Annotated in this window: 23 protein-coding genes; 17 read left to right on the plus strand and 6 right to left on the minus strand. The window is 67.3% G+C overall.

Annotation, left to right across the window (positions count from 1 at the left end; translation table 11 throughout):
• Window positions 1-36 precede the first annotated feature (36 nt).
• Together G579_RS0108775 and topA are read left to right on the plus strand one after the other, a co-directional pair.
• Window positions 37-516 (plus strand): DUF494 family protein, encoded by a 480-nt coding sequence (locus G579_RS0108775; protein ID WP_028989889.1) that lies wholly within the window; start codon window positions 37-39, stop codon window positions 514-516.
• A 72-nt stretch (window positions 517-588) separates the two neighbouring features.
• A complete protein-coding gene (topA, locus tag G579_RS0108780) occupies window positions 589-3,102 on the plus strand; it encodes a type I DNA topoisomerase (RefSeq protein ID WP_028989890.1) in 2,514 nt (837 codons plus the stop codon).
• A gap of 284 nt (window positions 3,103-3,386) precedes the next feature.
• Here the strand turns inward: topA and G579_RS0108785 are convergent, their stop codons facing one another.
• Window positions 3,387-4,919 carry a SulP family inorganic anion transporter gene (locus G579_RS0108785; protein ID WP_028989891.1) on the minus strand — a complete coding sequence of 511 codons (1,533 nt, stop codon included), beginning with the start codon at window positions 4,917-4,919 and terminating at the stop codon, window positions 3,387-3,389.
• 856 nt (window positions 4,920-5,775) lie between these two features.
• Between G579_RS0108785 and G579_RS0108790 the strand changes: the two genes are divergently transcribed.
• The 5 genes from G579_RS0108790 to G579_RS0108810 all read left to right on the plus strand — a co-directional run bounded on the left by G579_RS0108790 (window position 5,776) and on the right by G579_RS0108810 (window position 10,272).
• Window positions 5,776-6,474 (plus strand): pirin family protein, encoded by a 699-nt coding sequence (locus G579_RS0108790; RefSeq protein WP_028989892.1) that lies wholly within the window; start codon window positions 5,776-5,778, stop codon window positions 6,472-6,474.
• Between the two features lie 21 nt (window positions 6,475-6,495).
• The gene (locus G579_RS0108795; RefSeq protein ID WP_028989893.1) at window positions 6,496-7,125 is read left to right on the plus strand and encodes an FMN-dependent NADH-azoreductase; all 630 of its coding nucleotides are present in this window, start codon (window positions 6,496-6,498) and stop codon (window positions 7,123-7,125) included.
• A 699-nt stretch (window positions 7,126-7,824) separates the two neighbouring features.
• Window positions 7,825-8,793, plus strand: coding sequence for a glutathione S-transferase family protein (locus G579_RS0108800; protein WP_038019111.1), 969 nt, complete (start codon window positions 7,825-7,827; stop codon window positions 8,791-8,793).
• 45 nt (window positions 8,794-8,838) lie between these two features.
• Window positions 8,839-9,822, plus strand: a complete 984-nt coding sequence (locus G579_RS16735) for a DedA family protein/thiosulfate sulfurtransferase GlpE (protein ID WP_051181266.1) — start codon at window positions 8,839-8,841, stop codon at window positions 9,820-9,822.
• A gap of 66 nt (window positions 9,823-9,888) precedes the next feature.
• The gene (locus G579_RS0108810) at window positions 9,889-10,272 is read left to right on the plus strand and encodes a PaaI family thioesterase (protein WP_211218696.1); all 384 of its coding nucleotides are present in this window, start codon (window positions 9,889-9,891) and stop codon (window positions 10,270-10,272) included.
• A gap of 411 nt (window positions 10,273-10,683) precedes the next feature.
• Here the strand turns inward: G579_RS0108810 and G579_RS19605 are convergent, their stop codons facing one another.
• The gene (locus G579_RS19605) at window positions 10,684-11,163 is read right to left on the minus strand and encodes a phosphate-starvation-inducible PsiE family protein (protein WP_211218697.1); all 480 of its coding nucleotides are present in this window, start codon (window positions 11,161-11,163) and stop codon (window positions 10,684-10,686) included.
• Window positions 11,164-11,272: 109 nt separating this feature from the next.
• Window positions 11,273-11,668, minus strand: coding sequence for a winged helix-turn-helix transcriptional regulator (locus G579_RS16745; RefSeq protein WP_081662686.1), 396 nt, complete (start codon window positions 11,666-11,668; stop codon window positions 11,273-11,275).
• A 324-nt stretch (window positions 11,669-11,992) separates the two neighbouring features.
• Between G579_RS16745 and G579_RS0108825 the strand changes: the two genes are divergently transcribed.
• The 3 genes from G579_RS0108825 to G579_RS0108835 are packed head-to-tail and all read left to right on the plus strand — an operon-like array spanning window position 11,993 to window position 14,731.
• The gene (locus G579_RS0108825) at window positions 11,993-13,102 is read left to right on the plus strand and encodes an S-(hydroxymethyl)glutathione dehydrogenase/class III alcohol dehydrogenase (RefSeq protein WP_028989896.1); all 1,110 of its coding nucleotides are present in this window, start codon (window positions 11,993-11,995) and stop codon (window positions 13,100-13,102) included.
• Window positions 13,103-13,111: 9 nt separating this feature from the next.
• On the plus strand, window positions 13,112-13,960 hold the full coding sequence (gene fghA / locus G579_RS0108830; RefSeq protein WP_028989897.1) for an S-formylglutathione hydrolase: 849 nt from the start codon (window positions 13,112-13,114) through the stop codon (window positions 13,958-13,960).
• 15 nt (window positions 13,961-13,975) lie between these two features.
• Window positions 13,976-14,731, plus strand: coding sequence for an SDR family oxidoreductase (locus G579_RS0108835; RefSeq protein ID WP_028989898.1), 756 nt, complete (start codon window positions 13,976-13,978; stop codon window positions 14,729-14,731).
• A gap of 134 nt (window positions 14,732-14,865) precedes the next feature.
• Here G579_RS0108835 and G579_RS0108840 read toward each other — a convergent pair whose 3' ends face one another.
• Window positions 14,866-15,525: a cupin domain-containing protein gene (locus tag G579_RS0108840; RefSeq protein WP_230973830.1), complete on the minus strand. Its 660-nt coding sequence runs from the start codon at window positions 15,523-15,525 to the stop codon at window positions 14,866-14,868.
• A gap of 88 nt (window positions 15,526-15,613) precedes the next feature.
• Here G579_RS0108840 and G579_RS0108845 point away from each other — a divergent pair, with 88 nt between their 5' ends.
• From G579_RS0108845 to G579_RS0108855, 3 genes are all read left to right on the plus strand, one after another.
• Entirely contained in the window at window positions 15,614-15,826 is a 213-nt protein-coding gene (locus G579_RS0108845; protein ID WP_028989900.1) for an outer membrane protein, read from the plus strand.
• A 127-nt stretch (window positions 15,827-15,953) separates the two neighbouring features.
• Window positions 15,954-16,394: a hypothetical protein gene (locus G579_RS18280; RefSeq protein ID WP_051181270.1), complete on the plus strand. Its 441-nt coding sequence runs from the start codon at window positions 15,954-15,956 to the stop codon at window positions 16,392-16,394.
• A 117-nt stretch (window positions 16,395-16,511) separates the two neighbouring features.
• Complete coding sequence (locus G579_RS0108855) at window positions 16,512-17,030, plus strand: DUF1104 domain-containing protein (RefSeq protein WP_028989901.1); 519 nt, start codon at window positions 16,512-16,514, stop codon at window positions 17,028-17,030.
• Window positions 17,031-17,282: 252 nt separating this feature from the next.
• Here G579_RS0108855 and dusB read toward each other — a convergent pair whose 3' ends face one another.
• Window positions 17,283-18,254, minus strand: a complete 972-nt coding sequence (gene dusB / locus G579_RS0108860) for a tRNA dihydrouridine synthase DusB (protein ID WP_028989902.1) — start codon at window positions 18,252-18,254, stop codon at window positions 17,283-17,285.
• Window positions 18,255-18,436: 182 nt separating this feature from the next.
• Between dusB and G579_RS0108865 the strand changes: the two genes are divergently transcribed.
• From G579_RS0108865 to G579_RS0108880, 4 genes are all read left to right on the plus strand, one after another.
• The gene (locus tag G579_RS0108865; RefSeq protein ID WP_028989903.1) at window positions 18,437-18,841 is read left to right on the plus strand and encodes an MbcA/ParS/Xre antitoxin family protein; all 405 of its coding nucleotides are present in this window, start codon (window positions 18,437-18,439) and stop codon (window positions 18,839-18,841) included.
• Complete coding sequence (locus G579_RS0108870) at window positions 18,838-19,527, plus strand: RES family NAD+ phosphorylase (RefSeq protein ID WP_081662687.1); 690 nt, start codon at window positions 18,838-18,840, stop codon at window positions 19,525-19,527. Before G579_RS0108865 ends, G579_RS0108870 begins: the two co-directional genes overlap by 4 nt.
• A gap of 103 nt (window positions 19,528-19,630) precedes the next feature.
• The gene (parS, locus tag G579_RS16755; RefSeq protein ID WP_051181272.1) at window positions 19,631-20,071 is read left to right on the plus strand and encodes a type II RES/Xre toxin-antitoxin system antitoxin; all 441 of its coding nucleotides are present in this window, start codon (window positions 19,631-19,633) and stop codon (window positions 20,069-20,071) included.
• Window positions 20,068-20,535 carry an RES family NAD+ phosphorylase gene (locus G579_RS0108880; protein WP_028989905.1) on the plus strand — a complete coding sequence of 156 codons (468 nt, stop codon included), beginning with the start codon at window positions 20,068-20,070 and terminating at the stop codon, window positions 20,533-20,535. The genes parS and G579_RS0108880 overlap by 4 nt, the downstream gene beginning before the upstream one ends.
• Window positions 20,536-20,885: 350 nt before the next feature.
• Here G579_RS0108880 and G579_RS0108885 read toward each other — a convergent pair.
• The coding region (locus G579_RS0108885) for a transposase (RefSeq protein WP_028989906.1) at window positions 20,886-21,189 on the minus strand (304 nt) is incomplete at its 5' end.

Consider the following 21,189-nt stretch of genomic DNA (forward strand, 5'->3'; position numbering starts at 1 on the left):
GCACCGCAGCATAGACTCAACCTGGAGGGTCCGCACATGAAAGAGAACGTCCTGGATATCCTAATGTATCTCTTCGAGAATTATATGGACGAAGACGAGGCGGACGCCCCCGATCAGGAGAGCATCGAGGCGGAGCTCCACGCGGCGGGCTTCCCGCAGTCGGACATCAACAAGGCCCTGACCTGGATCGAGGGCCTGGCGGAAATGCAGAGTGCGCCCATGCGCCTGGGCCAGAACACGGGCTTTGCCCTGCGTCACTACAGCTCCGTGGAAAACCGCAAGCTGGGCCTGGAATGCCAGGGTTTCCTCATTTTCCTGGAGCAGACCGGGGTCATCGACCAGCACCTGCGCGAGACCATCATCGATCGCGTCATGGCGCTGGATAGCGACGAAATCGATCTGGAGCAGCTCAAATGGGTCATCCTCATGGTGCTGTTCAACCAGCCCGGCCGCGAGGAGGCCTACGTCTGGATGGAAGAGTTGATCTTCGATGAGTCGCGCGGCTATCTGCACTGAATCCGCTTTTCTTCCTTTCAACGGCGGCCGCTCTCCGGATCGGCCGCCGTTCTGCATTGCAGGGTAGCAACCATGAGCAAACGTCTGGTGGTGGTCGAATCGCCGGCCAAAGCCAAAACCATCAACAAGTATCTGGGGCCGGACTACAAGGTGCTGGCCTCCTACGGCCATGTGCGCGATCTGGTGCCCAAGGAAGGGGCGGTCGATCCGGCGCACGATTTCGCCATGCGCTACGAGATCATCGACAAGAACAAGCGTCACGTGGACGAGATCGCCAAGGCGCTGCGCGCGGCCGACGAGCTGCTGCTCGCCACCGACCCGGATCGCGAGGGCGAGGCCATTTCCTGGCATCTGGCCGAGCTGCTGAAGGACAAGGGCCTGCTCAAGAGCAAGCCGGTGCAGCGGGTGGTCTTCCATGAAATCACCAAGAACGCCATCCAGCAGGCCATCCAGCAGCCGCGCGCCATCTCCCAGGAGCTGGTCAACGCCCAGCAGGCGCGCCGCGCGCTCGACTACCTGGTGGGCTTCAACCTGTCGCCGCTGCTGTGGCGCAAGGTGCGCCCCGGGCTGTCCGCCGGCCGCGTGCAAAGCGCCGCCCTGCGTCTGATCGTCGAGCGCGAGCAGGAGATCGAGGCCTTCCAGACGCGCGAGTACTGGACCATCGAGGCGGACCTGCGCCACGCCGGCCAGGACTTCGAGGCCCGGCTGATCCAATGGGACGGCAAGAAGCTGGAGCAGTTCGACATTGCCGACGCGGACCGCGCCGAAATGATCCGCCAGCGGCTGGAGGCCGATTGCAAGCGCGCGCCGCTGCGCGTGCTCAAGGTGGAAAAGAAGCAGCGCAGCCGCCAGCCGGCCGCGCCCTTCACCACCTCCACCCTGCAGCAGGAGGCGGCGCGCAAGCTGGGTTTCTCCGCCAGCCGCACCATGCGCGTGGCCCAGCAGCTCTATGAGGGCGTCAGCCTGGCCGAGGGCGCCGTGGGCCTCATCACCTACATGCGTACCGACGCCGTCAACCTGGCCCAGGAAGCGATCGGCGAGATCCGCGCCCTGATCCAGCGCCGCTACGGCGCCGACTACCTGCCCGACAGCCCGCGCGTCTACAAGACCAAGGCCAAGAACGCCCAGGAGGCCCACGAGGCGATCCGCCCCACCAGCGTCCAGCGGTTGCCCGAGGAACTGCGCGGCCAGCTGGCGCCGGATCAGTGGAAGCTCTACGAACTCATCTGGAAGCGCACCGTCGCCTGCCAGATGGCGCCGGCCAGGATCGACACCGTGGCCGTGGACCTCGGCACGGATGCGGACTGGCTGCTGCGCGCCAACGGCTCCAGCATCGCCTTCCCGGGCTTCATCAGCGTCTACCAGGAGGGCGTGGACGACGTGGCCGAGGAGGGCGGCCGCATCCTGCCGCCGCTGCAGGAAGGCGACCGGCCGGCGCTGCGGGCCATCCGTCCCGAGCAGCACTTCACCGAACCGCCGCCCCGCTACTCGGAAGCGACCCTGGTCAAGACCCTTGAGGCCTACGGCATCGGCCGGCCCTCCACCTACGCCAGCATCATTCAGACCCTGCTCAACCGCGAGTACGTGGAGCTGCTGCAGAAGCGCTTCCATCCCACCGACGTGGGCCGCGTCGTCAACAAATTCCTGGTGGAGCACTTCGACCGCTACGTGGATTACGGCTTCACCGCGCAGATGGAGGACGACCTGGACGCCGTCTCGCGCGGCGAGAAGGACTGGGTGCCGCTCATGCGCGAGTTCTGGGACCCCTTCCACCAACGGGTGGAGGAGAAAGCCCAGAGCGTGAGCCGGGCGGAGGTGACGAGCGAGGTGATCGAGGAGGCCTGCCCCAAGTGCGGCAAGCCGCTGGCCATCAAGCTCGGCAAGCGCGGGCGCTTCATCTCCTGCACCGGCTACCCGGAGTGCGACTACGCCCGGCCGCTGCTGAGCGAGGTGCAGGCCGAACCCGAGCCGGTCGGCCGCGACTGCCCCGACTGCGGCAAGCCGCTGCTCTACAAGCTGGGGCGCTACGGCAAGTTCATCTCCTGCAGCGGCTACCCCGAGTGCAAGCACATCGAGCCGCTGGAAAAACCCCAGGGCACCGGCGTCGCCTGCCCCGCCTGCGGCAAGGGCGAGCTGCAGGCCAAGAAAAGCCGCTACGGCAAAGTCTTTTACTCCTGCAGCACCTACCCGGCGTGCAGCTACGCCGTCTGGGATCCGCCGCTGGCCGAGCCCTGCCCCAAATGCGGCGGCAAGATCCTGACCCTGAAGACCACCAAGCGCTGGGGCGAGGAGAAGGTCTGCCCGGACCGGAGCTGCGGCTACCGGGTGCCGGCCGACGCCACGCCCGAGCAGATCGCCGCCGCCGTGGCCAAGCCGCGGCCGGTGCTCCCGGCAGAGGCAGCCGAAGGCGGCAAGGGCCAAGGCAAAGCCGCCGGCAAGGCCGTCCGCGCGGGTACCAAAACCGGCACGAAAGCCGTTGCCAAAACCGCGAAGGCAACCCCCAAAAAGGCGGCGGGCAAACGTAGCACGGCCGCAGGCAAGGCGCCGCGCGGCCGCAAGACCGGCGGGACCGCCTCCGCCGGCTGACGGCCACCAGCCTGCACCTCGCCGGCCAGCCCCCGGACTCTCCCGGGGGCTTTTTCGTATTCCACGTGGACACAGCAGCCAAACCGCGCGATGCGCCGGCACCCACCTGAACACACTGTGGCAAAGGGTGCACATTGGCAGGCAGCATCGGCGGCGCAACGCCCAACGCCCGGCCAGCCAGCGCCGGATGCAAGCACCATGAGGAAGAGTCGCTGCGCTTCGGGACCAGCGAAAGAACACTCCATGGCGACGCCGTGGACGCGGAGGACGGCGCTCCGTTCCGCTTAAGCAGGCTTGTCGCTGCTCACGGCATAACGTGGGTCTTCGAGAATGTTTACCTCCACCAGATCGCCCGCCTTAGCCAGCAACTGCCGACACTCGTGGCTCAGGTGGCGCAGATGCAAGGTTTTATCGGCCTTTCCGTAGCGCTCGGCCAGGGAATCGATAGCTTCGATGCCGGAATGGTCGGCTACGCGCGCATGCCGGAAATCAATGATTACATTCCGGGGATCGTTGCGTGGGTCGAAGAGCTCGTGGAAATGCTGCACCGAACCAAAGAACAGCGTGCCGTGCAACTCGTAAATCTTGCTACCCTGCCCGTCGACGGTGGCCTTGGCCCGGATGCGTTTGGCGTGCTCCCAAGCGAAGACCAGCGCGGAAACGATCACGCCGGTGATCACGGCGATGGCAAGATCGGTTAGCACGGTCACCACGGCCACCAGTAGGCCCACGAAAATGTCGGCGCGCGGCACACGGCAAAAGAGGCGCAGGCTGCCCCACTCGAAGGTACCGATGACCACCATGAACATGACACCCACCAAGGCAGCCAGCGGAATCATTTCGATCAGATCCGAGGCCAGCACGACGAAAGCCAGCAGGAAAAGGGCGGCCACGATACCCGACAGCCGGCCACGGCCGCCGGACTCCACGTTGATCATGCTCTGGCCGACCATGGCGCAGCCGCCCATGCCGCCGAAAAAGCCGGTGACCGTGTTAGCCACGCCCTGGCCAATACAAACACGGTTGCCATCACCACGGGTCTCGGTCAGCTCGTCGATCAGGGTCATGGTGAGCAGGGACTCGATCAGGCCGATGGCAGCCAGCACCAGGGAATAGGGCAGGATGATCCACAGCGTTTCCAGCTCAAGCGGCACCATGGGAATATGAAAAGCTGGCAGGCCGCCGGCGATGGAGGCCAGGTCACCCACCGTGCGGGTGTCGAGCTGCAGGCCAAGGACCAGAAGAGTGACGGCGGCGATGGCAGCCAGCGAGGCGGGCACGGCGCGCGTCAGGCGCGGCAGGAAATAAGCAATGGCCATGGTTAGCGCCACCAGTGCCAGCATCAATCCCAGCTCCGCGCCGTGCATCCAGACCTTGCTGCCGTCGGCGCCGGGCACCTTGAACTGCTCCAGCTGCGCCAGGAAGATCACGATTGCCAAGCCGTTGACAAAGCCCAGGAACACCGGATAGGGCACCATGCGGATGAATCTGCCGATCTTGAGAAAGCCGGCCAGGATCTGAAAGAGACCCATGAGCACCACGGTAGCGAACAGATATTCCACCCCGTGCTGAGCTACCAACGCCACCATGACCACCGCCAGGGCACCCGTGGCACCCGAGATCATGCCGGGACGCCCGCCCATGGCGGCGGTGATCAGACCGACCAGAAAGGCGGCGTAGAGGCCGACCAGCGGATGTACTCCCGCGATCAGGGCAAAGGCCACGGCTTCCGGCACCAATGCCAGCGCAACGGTGAGACCAGACAGGATTTCGGACTTCAGATTGATGGGCGAGTTTTTGCTTATCAGATCAAACATGCTTCTCTCCTGCTCGTTTTCTCATGTCGTAAACGGCGGCAACCGCGCGTCCAGCATCGTGGCTTGAAGACGGATTCGGCCGTCCGGACCGGCGGCAGGCCCGCCTTGGCGAGTGATGGCGCCTGCGGCCTTGCCGAGGGGTTCCGCGTGCGCAATGAGCTCGGGGAGTCATGCTGAAACTGCATTCTTTTTCTCCTTGTCAATGCCGCTGGGCCGCGGAACGCGTCGACGATCAGACGCACGGGGCCGCGATGCGGCCCATGGTGCTCTGGTGCGGGGCCCAGACTATCTCAAGGCTGTGGTGTTGCCGATGAGTCGAAAAGCAGGGCGCCAGCGCAGAATGCTTGCGCCCGCCCGGATGCGGGGCCGCTCGCTCAGGAGCAGCAGAGGAAAAGGATGGATGGTCTACATGTCGCAGCGCAGTATACCAGCCGGGAGAGGCAGAGACAAAGCCCGGAACTGCTCGTTGCGCGCGTTAGCGTACAGGAGGGCGGCGCGTAGTCCAGCAAGGATCCCTGCCATGGCGTCAGACTGGCACGCCTCGTCTGGCATGCCGGCGCCCCGGGCCACGGATTGCGCCGGCCAGCACCCGCCACCGGCTTGATGGACCTGGCCGCCCAGCACCCACGCCCCCCGGTTCCACGTGGAACACAAACACCGCGACCCGGCCGGAACATCGACTTTGCGAGATCTCAGAGCGACGACGGCACCCCCGCATCGCCCAGCCCATGGATTCAAAAATTTTGAGCCACTTTGCCAAAAACCTTCGCTATCAGTTACCTAATCCCCCTCGTATCATAACCCCTATCGATCAACCGCAGTGAACATCCTGGAAAGCTCCAGCAAGGAGGGCATCATGATCACCCTGCGCAAGGCCCATGAGCGCGGCCGCTCCCAGCATGGCTGGCTGGACAGCCGCCACAGCTTTTCCTTTGCCGGCTACCATGATCCCGCGCACATGGGCGTCTCCCGGCTGCGCGTCATCAACGACGACCGCGTGGCGCCGGGGGCCGGCTTCGGGGCCCATCCGCACCGCGACATGGAGATCATCAGCTACGTGCTGGAAGGTGCGCTGGAGCACAAGGACAGCCTGGGCAACGGCTCGGTGATCCGGCCCGGCGACGTGCAGCGCATGAGCGCGGGGCGCGGCGTGGTCCACAGCGAGTTCAACGCCTCCCAAAGCGAGCCGGTGCATTTCCTGCAGATCTGGATCGAGCCGGATCGCCGCGGCATCGAACCTGGTTACGAACAGAAGCGCTTTGCCGATGCCGACAAGCGCGGCCGCTTCCGCCTGCTGGCCTCGCCCGATGGGCGCGACGGCTCCGTCCGCATCCACCAGGACGCCCGCCTCTACGCGACCGTGCTGGCGGCCGGCGAAGCGGCTGAACTCGAAGCCGCGCCGGGCCGTCAGATCTACCTGCACGTGGCCCGCGGCACGGTGGAGAAAGACGGCGTGCACTTGGCGGCCGGCGACGGCGCCGCCATCCGCGAGGAAACCCGCATCCGCCTCATCGCCCGCGAGCCGGCCGAAGTGCTGCTTTTCGATCTGCCCTGAATTTTGATTGGAGGACTACGCATGGCCAAACTGCTGTACATCGAAGCTTCCCCGCGCAAGGCGCGCTCCCACTCCATCGCCGTGGCCGAGGCTTTCCTCGCCGACTATCGTCAAGCCAACCCGCAAGACGAGATCGAGAGCTGGGATCTATGGTCCATGGACCTGCCGGACCTCGACGAGGACGCCATCGCCGCCCGCTACGCCATCGCCCGCGGCCTGGCCCACACGCCGGAGCAGGCGGCGGCCTGGCAGCGCATCACCGACTTCTTCGCGCGCTTTGCCGGGGCCGACAAGTACCTGATCAGCGTGCCCATGTGGAATTTCGGCGTGCCCTACAAGCTCAAGCACCTGGTCGACGTCGTCACCCAGCCCGGCCTGGCCTTCCGCTTCACCCCCGGCGAAGGCTACCAGGGCTTGGTCACCGGCAAGCCCGCCACCGTGATCCACGCCCGCGGCGGCGCCTACGGCGCGGGCACCGGCGCCGAGGGCTTCGATTTCCAGAAGCCCTACGTGGAAAACTGGCTGCGCTTCATCGGCTTCACCGACGTCCGCAGCATCCTGGTGGAACCCACCCTGGCCCAACCCGAAACCGCCGCCAACGCCCGCGAGCAGGCGCTGGAGGAGGCGAGGGCGGTGGCGGTCGGGTTTTAGGGGTGAATCGTGGCGGGTGAGCGGCAGGCAAAGATACCCTGCGGCAAAGCAACCCGCTGGCCAGCCAAGAGCAGCCCACAGGCTTGCCGGCGGGCGCTGTGCCCAGCTTGACGGGCTGGCATCCTGGCTTGTCGGCGCGGGCTGGCCGGCGATCCGCTGTACAGATTGGCCAGCAATCGCGAGTGAGCTCGTTCCTACGGCTGGAGAGGGCAGTGCGGCCCAAGGGTAATGGCCGGGCACCCACCCTATCGGCCCTCATCCTGCCCGCGCCCGGCGGGAGCGGGCATGCCGGGCGGCTGCGATGCCGTGCCCACCCCTGGCGAGCCGGCATCTCAGGCTGTAGGAGCGGGCTTGCCCGCGATCGGGTTGATCGAGCGGCACCGTTATCGCGAGCCAGCTCGCTCCTACAGCCAGCGGCGGCAGCGGGGTTAGGGGTTGCCTTTGCTGTCCCATCCCCTTGCCGCGCCGGGGCGGCGGGAGGAGAGCGAGCGCCTGTCTGAGCGCAGCGAACGGCAAAACAAGCGCAGCGAGAGCGAACGCAGTGAGCGGCAAAGCCGGTTGCCGCCGGGCACCCCCCGGCACCCAACTTCAGCCGCAAGCGCAGCCCAGGCTACAACCCCGCCCCCGAACCCACTCCCCCCAAAAATTGCCCAACTAGACTCTCACCATCGCAACCCCGGAAAGACAGAGAGGATCCTCATGGCTGGTTATCTCCTGAACGGCGTCTGGCAGGAAGGCTGGTACGACACCCAGGCCACCGGCGGCGCCTTCGTGCGCCCGCCCAGCGCCTTCCACCATACCGTCACCGCCGACGGCAACAGCGGCTTCAAGGCCGAAGCGGGCCGCTACCATCTCTACGTGTCCCTGGCCTGCCCCTGGGCGCACCGCGCCCTCATTTTCCGCAAGCTCAAAAAGCTGGAGGACGTGATCTCCATCTCCATCGTCGATCCGGTCATGTCGGCCCAGGGCTGGGCCTTCAGCGAGCGGGCCGGCTGCATTCCGGACAGCGAGGGCGGCGCCCACTACCTGCACCAGGTCTACACCCGGGCGCAGCCCGACTACACCGGCCGCGTCACCGTGCCGGTGCTCTGGGACCGGCAGCGCTGCACCATCGTCAGCAACGAATCGGCCGAGATCATCCGCATGCTGAACAGCGCCTTCGATGCCTTCACCGATGTGCGCACCGACTTCTACCCGGCGCCGTTGCGCGCCGAGATCGACGCCGTCAACGCCTTCGTCTACGACAACGTCAACAACGGCGTCTACCGCTGCGGCTTCGCCACCGAGCAGGGTGCCTACGAGGCGGCCTTCGACCAGCTCTTCGGCGCGCTGGATCAGCTGGAGGCGCGTCTCGCCGCAGGCCGCTATCTGCTCGGCAGCCGGCTCACCGAGGCGGACTGGCGCCTTTTCACCACCCTGGTGCGCTTCGACGCCGTCTACTACAGCCACTTCAAGTGCAACCTGCGCCGCCTGGCCGACTACCCGAATCTCTCCAATTATCTGCGCGACCTCTATCAGGTGCCGGGCGTGGCCGAGACGGTGAATCTGGAGCACATCAAGCGCCACTATTACGAGAGCCACCGGCACATCAATCCCACCGGCATCATCCCCAAGGGGCCGCTGCTCGACTTCACCGCGCCCCATGACCGTGCTCGCTTCGGGCCGTGACTTTGTCTGGAAATGGACGGAGAATAGGCGGGGAGGGAGGTCTCGATGCAGGCGCTGTATGAGCTGATCATTCATTATGGGCTGGCACTGGTCTTCGCCAACGTGCTGCTGACCCAGCTCGGCCTGCCGCTGCCCGCCATTCCCACCCTGATCGTCACCGGCGCCCTGGCCGCCGCGGGGCAGCTCTTCGCGCCGGCGGTTTTCGCCGTCGCCCTCACGGCCGCCGTGCTGGCCGACTGTTTCTGGTTCGCCGCCGGCCGGCGCTACGGCTATCACGTGCTGCGCCTGCTCTGCCGTATCTCCCTGTCGCCCGATTCCTGCGTGCGCCAGACCGAGAACACCTTCGAGCGCTGGGGCACCGGCACCATCGTCATCGCCAAGTTCATCCCCGGCCTCGCCACCATCGCGCCGCCCCTGGCCGGCGCGCTGCGCGTCCGCCCGACGGCCTTCCTGCTTTTCGACGGCCTCGGCAGCGCCTTGTGGGTGGGCGCGGGGATCGGCGCCGGGCTCGTCCTCCATGCCCAGATCGACGAGGCCGCCGAATACCTAGCCACCCTGGGCACCGTGGCTCTGGATCTGCTGGGTGCGCTGCTTTTTGCCTTCATCGGCATCAAATGGTGGCAGCGGCGCCGCTTCTACGAGACCCTGCGCATGGCGCGAATCAGCGTGGACGAGCTTCAGCGCCTGCTGCAGCAGGGCGCGGAGCCGGTCATCCTGGACGTGCGTTCGGCCGGCGCCCGCAAGCTGGACCCGCGCCGCATCCCAGGCGCCCTGGCGGTGGATCCGGCGGCGCTGGACGATGCGCTGGCGCAGCTCTCGCCAGCGCGCGAGGTCGTCTTGTACTGCACCTGCCCCAACGAAGCCTCCGCCGCCCGTGTCGCCCGCGCCCTCATGGACCGTGGTATCCAGCGGGTGCGCCCGCTGGCAGGCGGCCTGGACGCCTGGTTCAATGCCGGGCTGGCGGGCGAGGAGGGGAGGTCGGAGACATCCGATCTCGCGCTCGCGCCGCCCGGGAACGATCTGGCCTGAAGCCGCGCTTCCTTCCGGCGCATTTTTCGGAGCGGAGAGTTGATCATGGAAAAACGGGAGCTCGATGTGTCGCTTCCCTTTCTCGAGCACATGGGCGCGCGGCTCGTCGATCTCGGCGAGGGCCGCGCCCGCGTGGGCCTGGACATCGAAGCCTGGCACCTGCAGCACCTGGGCTTCGTGCATGGCGGGGTGATCTCGACGCTCTCGGACAACACGGGGTGGTACGCCGCCATGTCGAAGCTGCCCGCCGGCCGCACGAGCGTCACCACGGAGATCAAGATCAACTACCTGAAGCCGGCGCAAGGGCGCTATCTCGAAGCGCGCGCCCGGGTCCTCAGGCGCGGCAAGACGCTGGCATTCGTGGTCGTGGAGGTGTACTGCGACGAGCAGATGATCGCCTACGCCACCGGCAGCTACGCGATCCTCGAAGCAGCCCGCTTCTCCCGCTGATGCCTGCGGATCATCGAAGCATAGGAATCGCACGAACATCGCGGCGGCGCAGCCCAAGGGCAAGGCCCGGGCGCCCGCCCTATCGGCCCGCTCCCGGCGGGAGCGGGCATGCCGGGCGGTTGCGGCGCCGCGCCAGGCCTGGCGGGTTGGCATCCTGACTCGCAGGGGCGAGCTTGCTCGCGATCCGCTGTATCGATAGGCCAGCCATCGCGGGCCAGCCCGCTCCTACGTTCCTTGTGCGCGCAGGCCCGCCGGCGCGCCACGCAGAGCGGGACAACGGGGGCTCTTCTTTTGGTTACTTTTCTTGGGCAAGCAAGAAAAGTAACTTGCCGCCGGGCAACCCCCGACACCCAACTCCCCGCAGGCCAGCCCGCCCAACCCTGGAGCCTCGCCCGCTCAGCCCATCGCCCATTACTCATCCCCCGCCACCGGCATCACCTCCTCCGGCCCGCTCATGCGCTGTCCCCAGCGCACCAGCAGATACATCAGCCCGAGCAGCACCGCCGCGCCGATCCACAGGGCCACTTCCTTGATCGAGGGCACCACCTCCTGCACCGGCATGACGATGAAGCGGCGCAGCACCACCACCATGGCCACCTCGATGAAAGTGGTCACTTCCAGCTTGCCGCCGCGCAGATAGCGGATCTCCGAGGTGATCAGCGCGCTGACGATCCACAGCACCATGAGAGTGCCGAGGGCGTGCAGGAAGCCGTGCACCAGGTTATGCGAGCGCAGCGCCTCGTAGACGTCGTCGAAGAAAAGCCAGGTGAACATCAGCACCGTGACCGCCAGGGCCAGGCCGATGATGAGGTGGGCAAAGCCGTTCAGCCACACCATCGAGCGGATGGTGAGCGCATTGAGGGCCGCCATGGGATCGGGGAAGCGACTCATTTTCATGGGCGACGGTGGAGTTGTTGTGCTTCAGGAGTGATGCCGTCGACCTTGCCACAAGGAACACCGTGCCGCAAGGGCCGAGCGGCGCGCGTCCGCGTGCACGGCGTCACTGGGCGCCGCGCACCCCGCCAGCCGGCAGCGGCACCGGACCGCAGGCGGCGGGGGAGGGAGAGGCGGCCGGCTGTCCTACCGCCTCCAATTGCCGCATGCCCCAGTCATGCATGGCCATGAGGATCGGCCACAGGCTCTCGCCCAGGGGCGTGAGCGAGTATTCGACCCGGGGCGGCACCTCGGGGTAGACCTGACGGTTCACGATGCCGTGCTCCTCCATCTCCCGCAGCTGCTGGGTGAGCATCTTCTGGGTGATGCCATGAATGGCGCGGCGCAATTCGGAAAAGCGCTTGGTCCCGGTGAAGAGCTCCTGCAGGATCAGCACCTTCCAGCGCCCGCCGACCACCCGCAGGGTGACGTCGACGGCGCAGTACTCTCCTTCCTTAGGCATGAATGGTCCCCTTGCAAAGCACCGGCATGGCAGCCGCCGCGGCCCGCCGAATTTCAGCGCGTGCCCATGGTCAAAAATCCCCGACCCGCGCGGAGCCGGGGTATGGCAGTCCCCCTTTTTGGGCCTTTATCGTGTTCGCGTGACGGCCCAAAACTTACCCAAAAGTAACTGGGTATCCTGAAGGTAGTTATATTACAAAAAAGTGCATACTTCACAAGACCCGGCATATGCTCTACAAGAACCTTCATCCGGCGCCGGCCACCTGCCGACGCCGTCCACTGTTCCCGGGGCCATGCGCCCCGCACGCGAGACAAGGAGACGCCCATGGACGTACGCGCCGCCGTGGCTTTTGAAGCCGGCAAGCCGCTCAGCATTGAAACGGTACACCTGGAAGGTCCGAAAGCCGGCGAGGTGCTGGTCGAGATCAAGGCCACCGGGGTATGCCACACCGATGCCTACACCCTGTCTGGCGCGGACCCGGAAGGGCTCTTTCCGGCCATCCTCGGCCACGAGGGCGCCGGCGTGGTGGTCGAAGTCGGGCCGGGGGTCCGGTCCGTCAAGCCCGGCGACCACGTCATTCCGCTCTACACGCCCGAGTGCCGCGAGTGCGAGTACTGCCTGAACCCGAAAACCAACCTGTGCCAGGCCATCCGCCCGACCCAGGGACGCGGCGTCATGCCCGACGGCACCAGCCGCTTCTCCCTGGATGGCCGCATGATCCACCACTACATGGGCACCTCCACCTTCGCCAACTACACGGTGCTGCCCGAGATCGCCGTGGCCAAGATCCGCGAGGACGCACCCTTCGACAAAGTCTGCTACATCGGCTGCGGCGTCACCACCGGCCTCGGCGCAGTGATCTACACCGCCAAGGTGGAGCCGGGCAGCAAGGTGGTGGTCTTCGGCCTGGGCGGCATCGGCCTCAACGTGATCCAGGGCGCGCGCATGGTCGGCGCCGACATGATCGTGGGCGTGGACATCAACCCGGCCAAGCGCGCCATGGCCGAGAAGTTCGGCATGACCCACTTCGTCAATCCCAACGAGGTGGAAGGGGACCTGGTGCCCTACCTGGTGGACCTGACCCGCGGCGGCGCCGACTACAGCTTCGAGTGCGTGGGCAACGTCAAGCTCATGCGCCAGGCGCTGGAGTGCTGCCACAAGGGCTGGGGCACCAGCGTCATCATCGGCGTGGCCGGCGCCGGCGAGGAGATCAGCACCCGCCCGTTCCAGCTCGTCACCGGGCGCAACTGGCGCGGCTCGGCCTTCGGCGGCGCCCGCGGCCGCACCGACGTGCCCAAGATCGTGGACTGGTACATGGAGGGCAAGATCAATATCGACGACATGATCACCCATGTCATGCCCTTGGAACGCATCAACGATGCCTTCGACCTCATGCACCGGGGCGAGTCCATCCGCAGCGTCATCACGTTCTAGGAGGGGCGCATGAGCACCGCACTGGAACTGCTGGCCGAGCACAAAAGCTTCGGCGGGGTGGTGCGCTACTGCCGCCACCCCTCGCAAAGCTGCAACGCGCCCATGCGCTTTGCCGTCTACCTGCCGCCGCAGGCGACGGCCGGGCCGGTGCCGGTGCTCTACTATCTGGCCGGCCTGACCTGCACCGAAGAGACCTTCATGATCAAGGCCGGCGCCCAGCGCTACGCCGCCGAGCACGGCATCCTGCTGGTCGCCCCCGACACCAGTCCGCGCCACACCGGCATCCCCGGCGAGGATGATGACTGGGACTTCGGCAGCGGCGCCGGCTTCTACCTGGATGCCAGCGCCGCCCCCTGGTCCGCCCACTACCGCATGTACAGCTACGTCACCGACGAACTGCCCGCCCTCGTCGCCGAGCACTTCCCGGCCGATCCGGTGCGCCAGAGCATCTTCGGCCACTCCATGGGCGGCCACGGCGCCCTCGTCTGCGCCCTGAAAAACCCGGGGCGCTACCGCTCCGTTTCCGCCTTCGCGCCCATCGGCGCGCCCATGCACAGCCCCTGGGGCGAGAAGGCGTTTTCCGGCTATCTCGGCGCCGACCGGGACGCCTGGCGCGCCTGGGACGCCAGCGAGCTGGTGCGCGGCACCCAACTGCCCACGCCGATCCTGATCGACCAGGGCACCGCCGACCAGTTCCTGGAGACCCAGCTCAAGCCGGAACGCTTCGAAGCCGCCTGCCAGGCCGCCGGCCAGGCGCTGATCCTGCGCCGCCAGCCGGGCTACGACCATAGTTACTACTTCATCGCCAGCTTCATGGAAGAGCATATGCGGTTCCACGTGGAACACCTGACGGCCTGAGCCAAGGAGGGAATCATGACGCAACTGTCCGGCAAGCGCGCCTGGGTCACCGGCGCATCGAGCGGCATCGGCGAGGCAACCGCGCGGGTCCTGGCCGCCGCCGGGGCGGAGGTGGTGCTGTCGGCCCGGCGCGAAAAGCGCCTGCAGACGCTGGCCCAGGCCATCCAGGAGGCCGGCGGCCAGGCCGTCATCAAGCCGGTGGACGTCGCCGACCGCCAGGCCATGGCGCGGCTGGGCGAGGAGCTGGAGGACCTGGGCGGGGTGGACATCCTCATCAACAACGCCGGCCTGATGCCGCTGTCGCCCATGCTCGAGGGCCGCGTCGACGAGTGGGAGCGCATGATCGACGTCAACGTCAAGGGCCTGCTCTACGCCATCCACGCCGTGCTGCCCGGCATGGCGCGGCGCCGGCGCGGCCACATCGTCAACCTGGGCTCCGTGGCCGGGCGCGTGACCTTCCCCGGCGGCGCCGTCTACTGCGGCACCAAGTTCGCCGTGCGCGCCATCTCCGACACCCTGCGCAAGGAGGGCACGCATTACGGCCTGCGGGTCACGGACATCCAGCCGGGCGCGGTGGCCACCGAGCTGCCGCAGTCCATCGGCAGCGCCGACGTGCGCCAGGCGGTGACCGGGCCCGGCGGCTTCTACGCCCCGGAGGCGGAGATCCTGCAGGCCGAGGACATCGCCAACGCCATTTTCTACGCCGTCACCCAGCCGCCCCACGTGGACGTCAGCGAACTGCTGATCCGCCCGCAACGCCAGGAGACCTGAGCGAAACCGCCTCCGGCGAACGGCAACCCGCCGGAGGCATCCGAATCGCCTGTCCCAGGCCGACCGCTGTTGAAGGCCAGCTTGAACGACAGTCGCTGCGCCTGGCCATGCTCAAGCCGGCTTGAACAGGCCGCCTAGAGCCCGCCCACCTTCACGTAGATGATGCAGCCCTCGCGCGAAAAGGGCGTGTGCACGCTCATGTGCGGGTTGCGCAGCCAGGTGCCGGCTGGGTAGCTGCCCAGCTCGTCCTCGAACACGCCCTCCAGCACCAGGATCTCCTCGCCGCCCGGATGGACGTGGCGGTGAAACTCGGTGCCCGGCGCCCAGCGCACCAGCGCCACGTTCTCCGGAAAGCCGGCCTGGCTGTAGAGCGGCTTGACCGACAGGCCCGGCGCCACGCCCGGCAGCCAGTCGAGCGCCTGGGTATCCAGGCACACCTGCTGGCGTTCGGGTCCGTCGTGCTGGCGCAGCTTGACGAAGAGGGTGCAGCCGTCGCGGGTGAAGGGCGCGTGGCGGGTGCCGGGTGGATTCAACAGGTAGGTGCCGGCCGGGTAGTCGCCATGCTCGTCGGAAAAGACGCCGTCGAGCACCAGGATCTCCTCGCCGGCCGGGTGGGCGTGCGCCGGAAAGGCCGCGCCCGCGTCATAGCGGACGATGGAGGTGGCCCGCCCCGACTCGCCGCCCAGACGGTCCAGGCGCCGCCGCTGGACGCCCGGGCTCGGGCTCGGCTCCCAGGGCAGCGCGTGGGTGTCGAGCACCACGCGCTCCAGCAGGTTGGCATGCAGATCTTCCACGTTAATCCTCCGCCTCGAAATGCCGGTGCCGGCAAGCACCACACCTTACGCCGATCCCCGCCGCCCGCCAAGCGCCCTTGAGCGCGTCATGACGCTGCGGGACAGCCACAGCCAGGACGGCGCCCAACACGGCGGCGGCATCGAGGTGGCGGTCAGTCGGCACTTCCACATGCGCCTGGACTACACTTACAGCAACTACGACAAGTACACCCTGGTGGTGCCGCCGACCCCGGGCGGCGCCGCCAACACCTACGACAACAGCTACGGCTCGGTGCGGCTGGGCCTGAGCTACCAGTTCTGAGCCGCAGGCCGGAGGAACCGCGGGAACGCGGCCCGGCTCCAAATGCCGGGCGCCGCCTGCGGACGCCTTCCACTCGCGAGACCTGGCGGCGGCCTTCAAGCCGCCGCTCCACTCACAGGAGGATCCTATGCCACGCCATGCTTTCCGCCTGCTTGCCCCCTTCAGCCTGGCCGCCCTCGGCCTGCTGGGCACCGCCTGCGCCGTCTACCCGCCGCCACCGCCGCCCGGCTACGGCCCGCCGGCCGTGGCGCTGGCCGCGCCGCCGCTCATGGTCTGGGTGCCCGAACTGGGCCTCTACGTGGCCTACCGCACGCCGTACCGCATCTTCTTCTACGGCGGCAGCTATTACTACTACGTCCAGGGCGCCTGGTACGCCGGCCCCGGCTACAACGGCCCCTGGAATCGAGTGGCCGCCGCCCAGTTGCCGCCGCCCCTGCTGCGCTACCGGGACGAAAACTGGAACCGCTACCAGGTCGAGGCGGAGCAGCGCTACCAGCAGGGTGGCTTCGATCCGCAGCACCAGCCCTTCACCGGCGCGCCCGGACGCGGCGGCCGGGGACGCCGCTGAGCCGTCCAAGGCATCATCCCTAAGCTGGGATCTGTCAACGCTTTTTTATCCACAGCCGTTGATCATGTAAGGGCCGCCCGCGGCGGCCCGCATAACAACCAGTGCACGGAGAACCCCATGAAAAAGACCGCTTTGCTGACCCTGATGCTGGGCTCCACCCTGGCGCTGTCCACGGCCTGGGCCGCGGACTACCGCAGCATGTCCACGGAAGAGCTCGCCAACATGCGCGGCCAGGTGCAAACCCTGCCGCAGACCGAACGCAACGCTTTCCAGCAGGAATGGCAGAACCGCGTGCGCAGCATGAGCCAGGAGGAACAGCGCCGTTATCTGAACTTCGGCGGCTATTCCACCGACGAGATGGCGCGCATGCGCGCCCGCATGCTCGACGCCCCCGCGGCCGAGCGCAACGCCTTCCAGCAGGAATGGCAGCAGCGCCTGCGCAGCATGACTCCCGAAGAGCAGCAGAAATACCTGGGCCGCCCGCAGAACGCGACCCCGGGCCAGGGGGGCATGATGCCGGGCCCGGGCAACATGGCGCCGGGGCAAGGCGGCATGATGCAGCCGGGCAGCGGCGGCTTCCAGGGTCCCGGCATGGGCGGAGGCATGGGCAGCGGCCCGCGCGGCGGGCGCCGCTGAGCCGCCGGCCCTGAATCTTTCCGTCAGAGCCTTCCCCTTACACCCCCGCGCGACCGCCGCTTTAGGCGGGCGGAACAACAATCGCGAGCAAGCCCGCTCCTGCGGGCGGCTGCGGCATCGGGGCCACGCCTGGACGGCGGAATCCAAATTGGCCCGTCAATTGCGACGGGGCACTCGACCGCAGGAGCGGGCTTGCTCACGATCAACCCCGCTTGCTTGCCGCCCTGCTCCATGGGAAGCGGGAAAACCGATTCACGCCGCCATCAACCGCTCGAAATAGGCCTCGGCCAGGGCCAACTGCTCCCGCGCCGTCTCCACGCGCAGCACCACCTCCCGAAAACCGCCCGCATCGCCCTGGGCCTGGCTGTACCAGGACAGGTGCTTGCGCGCCACGCGCACGCCGGTGTGCTCGCCGTAGAAGGCGTACAGGTCCTCCAGATGCGCGAGCAGGATGGCGCGGACCTCGGCGGGAGCGGGGGAGGGCAGCTGTTCGCCGGTGGCGAGATAGTGGGCGATCTCGCGGAAGACCCACGGCCGCCCCTGGGCGGCACGGCCGATCATCACCGCGTCGGCGCCGGTGTAACCGAGCACCTGCCGGGCCTGCTCGGGGGTGGTGATGTCGCCGTTGGCGATCACCGGCATCCGCACCGCCTGCTTGATGGCGCGGATGGTGTCGTACTCCGCCGCGCCCCGGTAGGCGCAGGCGCGCGTGCGCCCGTGCACCGCCAGCGACTGGATGCCGGCCGCCTCGGCGATGCGCGCGATGGCGACGCCGTTGCGGCTCGCCGGGTCCCAGCCGGTGCGGATCTTCAGGGTCACCGGCACGTCCACCGCCGCCACCACCGCCTCCAGGATGCGCCCCACCAGCGCCTCGTCGCGCAGCAGCGCCGAGCCCGCCATCACGTTGCAGACCTTCTTGGCCGGGCAGCCCATGTTGATGTCGATGACCTGCGCTCCCTGGTCCGCGTTGAAGCGCGCCGCCTCGGCCAGCATGGCCGGATCGGCCCCGGCGATCTGCACGATGCGCGGCCCCGGCTCCCCGGCGTGGTCCAGGCGCCGGCGCGTCTTTTCGCTGTGCCACAGATGGGCCTGCGACGTCACCATCTCCGACACCGCCATTCCGGCGCCCAGCCGCCGGCACAGCGCGCGAAACGGCCGGTCCGTCACGCCCGCCATGGGCGCCAGCACCACGGGGGTATCGATGCGATAGGGGCCGATCTGCATGCCGAAGCCTCAGAAAAACACAGGGTGGCTCATCATAGCCGCAAGTGCTTGTTCGATAAAGGCGGTGCCGGGCTTGGCACTGTTCGGCATCCCGCTTCGCGCCCGCGGCCGCGGAACTTGCCCGAGCAAATTTGTACTATATAATCTAAAAGATACAAATACATGAAAGCGGAGGGTCCCCCATGCCCACGGCTCCACACGCCTCGCCCGCCGACCGCAAGCGCCTGAGCGACGCCGCCCTGCGCGCCTTCTTCGACATCGCCGAGCACTGGCGCCTGTCCCGCCAGGAAGCCATGACCCTGCTGGGCATCGACGCGACCTCCACCTACGCCAACTGGAAGGCGGGGCGGGCCGGCGCGCTGCCGCGCGATACCCTGGAGCGCATCTCCTACCTGCTCGGCATCCACAAGTCCCTGCGCATCCTCTTTGCCCGGCATCCCGAGTCCGTCTACGCCTGGGTGCGCAAGCCCAACGACGCGCCGCTCTTCGGCGGACGCTCGGCCCTGGAGCGCATGCTCTCGGGGCAGGTGAGCGATCTCTTCCTGGTGCGCCAGTACCTCGACGCCCAACGCGGCGGCTGGACGTGAGCGCCGAGTGGGAGGCGCTCGCGCCGATCCCGGTCGGGCCCCTGCGCACTTACCGGCTGGTGCCCACCGCCCACCCGGCCATCGACCTCTTCGCCGATCTGGAGCACGTCAGCCCAGCGGAGTGGGATCTGCTCTACGAGCTGGAAGCCCTGACCAACCCGCGCATGCGCGACGCGCGCGGCGAGATCGTCCTGGTGCCCAAGGACGAGCGCGTCTACGGCGAGGGCGCCTCCTATGTCATGGCCGCCTTCACCCACCTTAACCCGCGCGGCAGCCGCTTCAGCGACGGCAGCTTCGGCGTCTACTACTGCGCCGAAGCCGAGGAGACCGCCGTGCGCGAAGTCGCCTTCCACGCTGCCCGCTTTCTCGCCAGCACCAGCGAGCCGGCGCAGACCCTGGCCATGCGCAGCATCGGCGCCACCCTGGCGGGCAGCGCCTACGACCTCCTCGATCAGCCCTGGCCCTGGCTGCGCGGCGAGGACTACGCCCCCTGCCAAGCCCTGGCCCGCCACGCGCGGGGCCGGGTGGACCTGCTGCGCTACGACAGCGTGCGCCACCCCGGCCACGCCGCCTTCGCCGTCTTCCGCCCCAAGGCCCTGCGCCAGGCGCAGCACCTCAAATACGTGGAACTCTACTGGAACGGCCAGCGCTTCACCCACGCCGCCGACATCAGCCTGGAGCTGTGAGAAGGGCCGGCGCCAGCCAAGCCCGCAGCCCCAGCAACCCATCTTTCTCTTTTGACATTTGTCTAATATAATAAAGACAAATATCACCCAAAGGAGACGTGCCATGTTCGATGAACGCAGCATCAGCGTGCTCCTGGGCGGTGTCCGCGTTTTCGGCCGGGAAATTGACAACCCGCTGGAGTTCGCCGACCGCATCCACGCCGGCTTTCCGCGCGCGGCCCTCGACGCCATCAAGCACCTGATCCAGCTCAATGACAGCGAGGCCTCGGAACTCATCGGCGTCAACGCCCGCACCCTGGCCCGCTGGCGCGGGGATCCGGAAAAGCCCCTATCGCCGCTGGCCAGCGATCGGCTCTACCGCCTGGCCCGCGTATTCGCCCTGGCGGAGGAGGTATTGGAGGACGAAGACAGCGCCCGGGACTGGCTGCGCACGCCCCAGCTCGGCCTGGACAATCGCGTCCCCATGGAACTGCTCACCAGCGAAGCCGGCACCCGCGAAGTGGAGAACCTGCTCAAGCGCATCGAGCACGCGGTCTATTCGTGAGCCTGGTCGTCTGGCGGCTCAGCAAGCGCAAGCACATCGCCACCGCCCTCACCGGCATCGGCGCGCGGGAAGCCGGCGGCCGCTGGAACGCCGAAGGCACCCCCCTCGTCTACACCAGCGCCAGCCTGGCCCTGGCGGCGCTGGAACTCTTCGTGCATCTGCCCCGCGCCTTCGCCAAGCTGGATTTCGTATCCTTCCGCATTGAAATTCCCGGCGGCATACCCGTCGAATCACTCACCCCCGAACGCCTGCCGCCCAACTGGCGCCAGCAACCGCCCCCCGACAGCACCCAGACCCTCGGCACTCGATGGGCCGCCACCGGCACCAGCGCCGTCCTCCAGGTTCCGTCTGTCCTGGTGCCTTTGGAGAGCAACTACCTGCTGAACCCCGCGCACCCGGATTTCCGCAGGCTCGTCATCGCCGACCCGGAATCCTTCACCTTCGACCCGCGGCTGTGGAAGTAGGCTTTTCCTGCTTCTGGAATGAAATGCCCTAACGTTTCTTCAAACTTGAAGTGCCCAACGGCGACGTCCTGATGGTGCAGAAGCGCTTCACCCCGGAAGACGGGCAAAAATTCGCAGCCAAGTTCGGCATGAACCCCTTCGCCGCCTGCCGCGACGGCGGAGACGCGCACCGCCACGACCACCCACAAACCCGGCGGCTTCCTGCGCAAGAAAGCCACCACCATCCTGGCCGCCTACACCAAGCCGGTGCGGTGCCGAGCGGGGCGGGGTGGGCTGCCGCAGGCTTACAAGCTGCCCAACGGCCAGGTGGTGGAAGTGGGGGTGAACTTCAAATTTGGCTCTGTTGAATTTCAAGTGGGTTGCCGGGCATGAGGGTTGATCACTGCGAAGTCGAGCTTGCCGGCGATCAGGAAGATGACGGTTCTGATAGTGGTGAAGCGGGTGAAGCCGCGAGCGCGGCGCTTGGCGGACTGAAACAGGCCGTTGAGCGCTTCGAGGAAGCCGTTGGTCTGGCGGGTCTGGGCCCAGGCGACGATGCCCTCGAGGTGGCGACGGACCATGGCGGCGACCTCCTTCATGGGTTCGACCTTGGAACGCATGACGCAGGTGCACCAGTGCTTGAGCATGTCGCGTGCCACGTTGATCTGCTTGCGC

Origin of the sequence: Thermithiobacillus tepidarius DSM 3134 (assembly GCF_000423825.1) — a bacterium.
Lineage (GTDB): Bacteria > Pseudomonadota > Gammaproteobacteria > Acidithiobacillales > Thermithiobacillaceae > Thermithiobacillus > Thermithiobacillus tepidarius.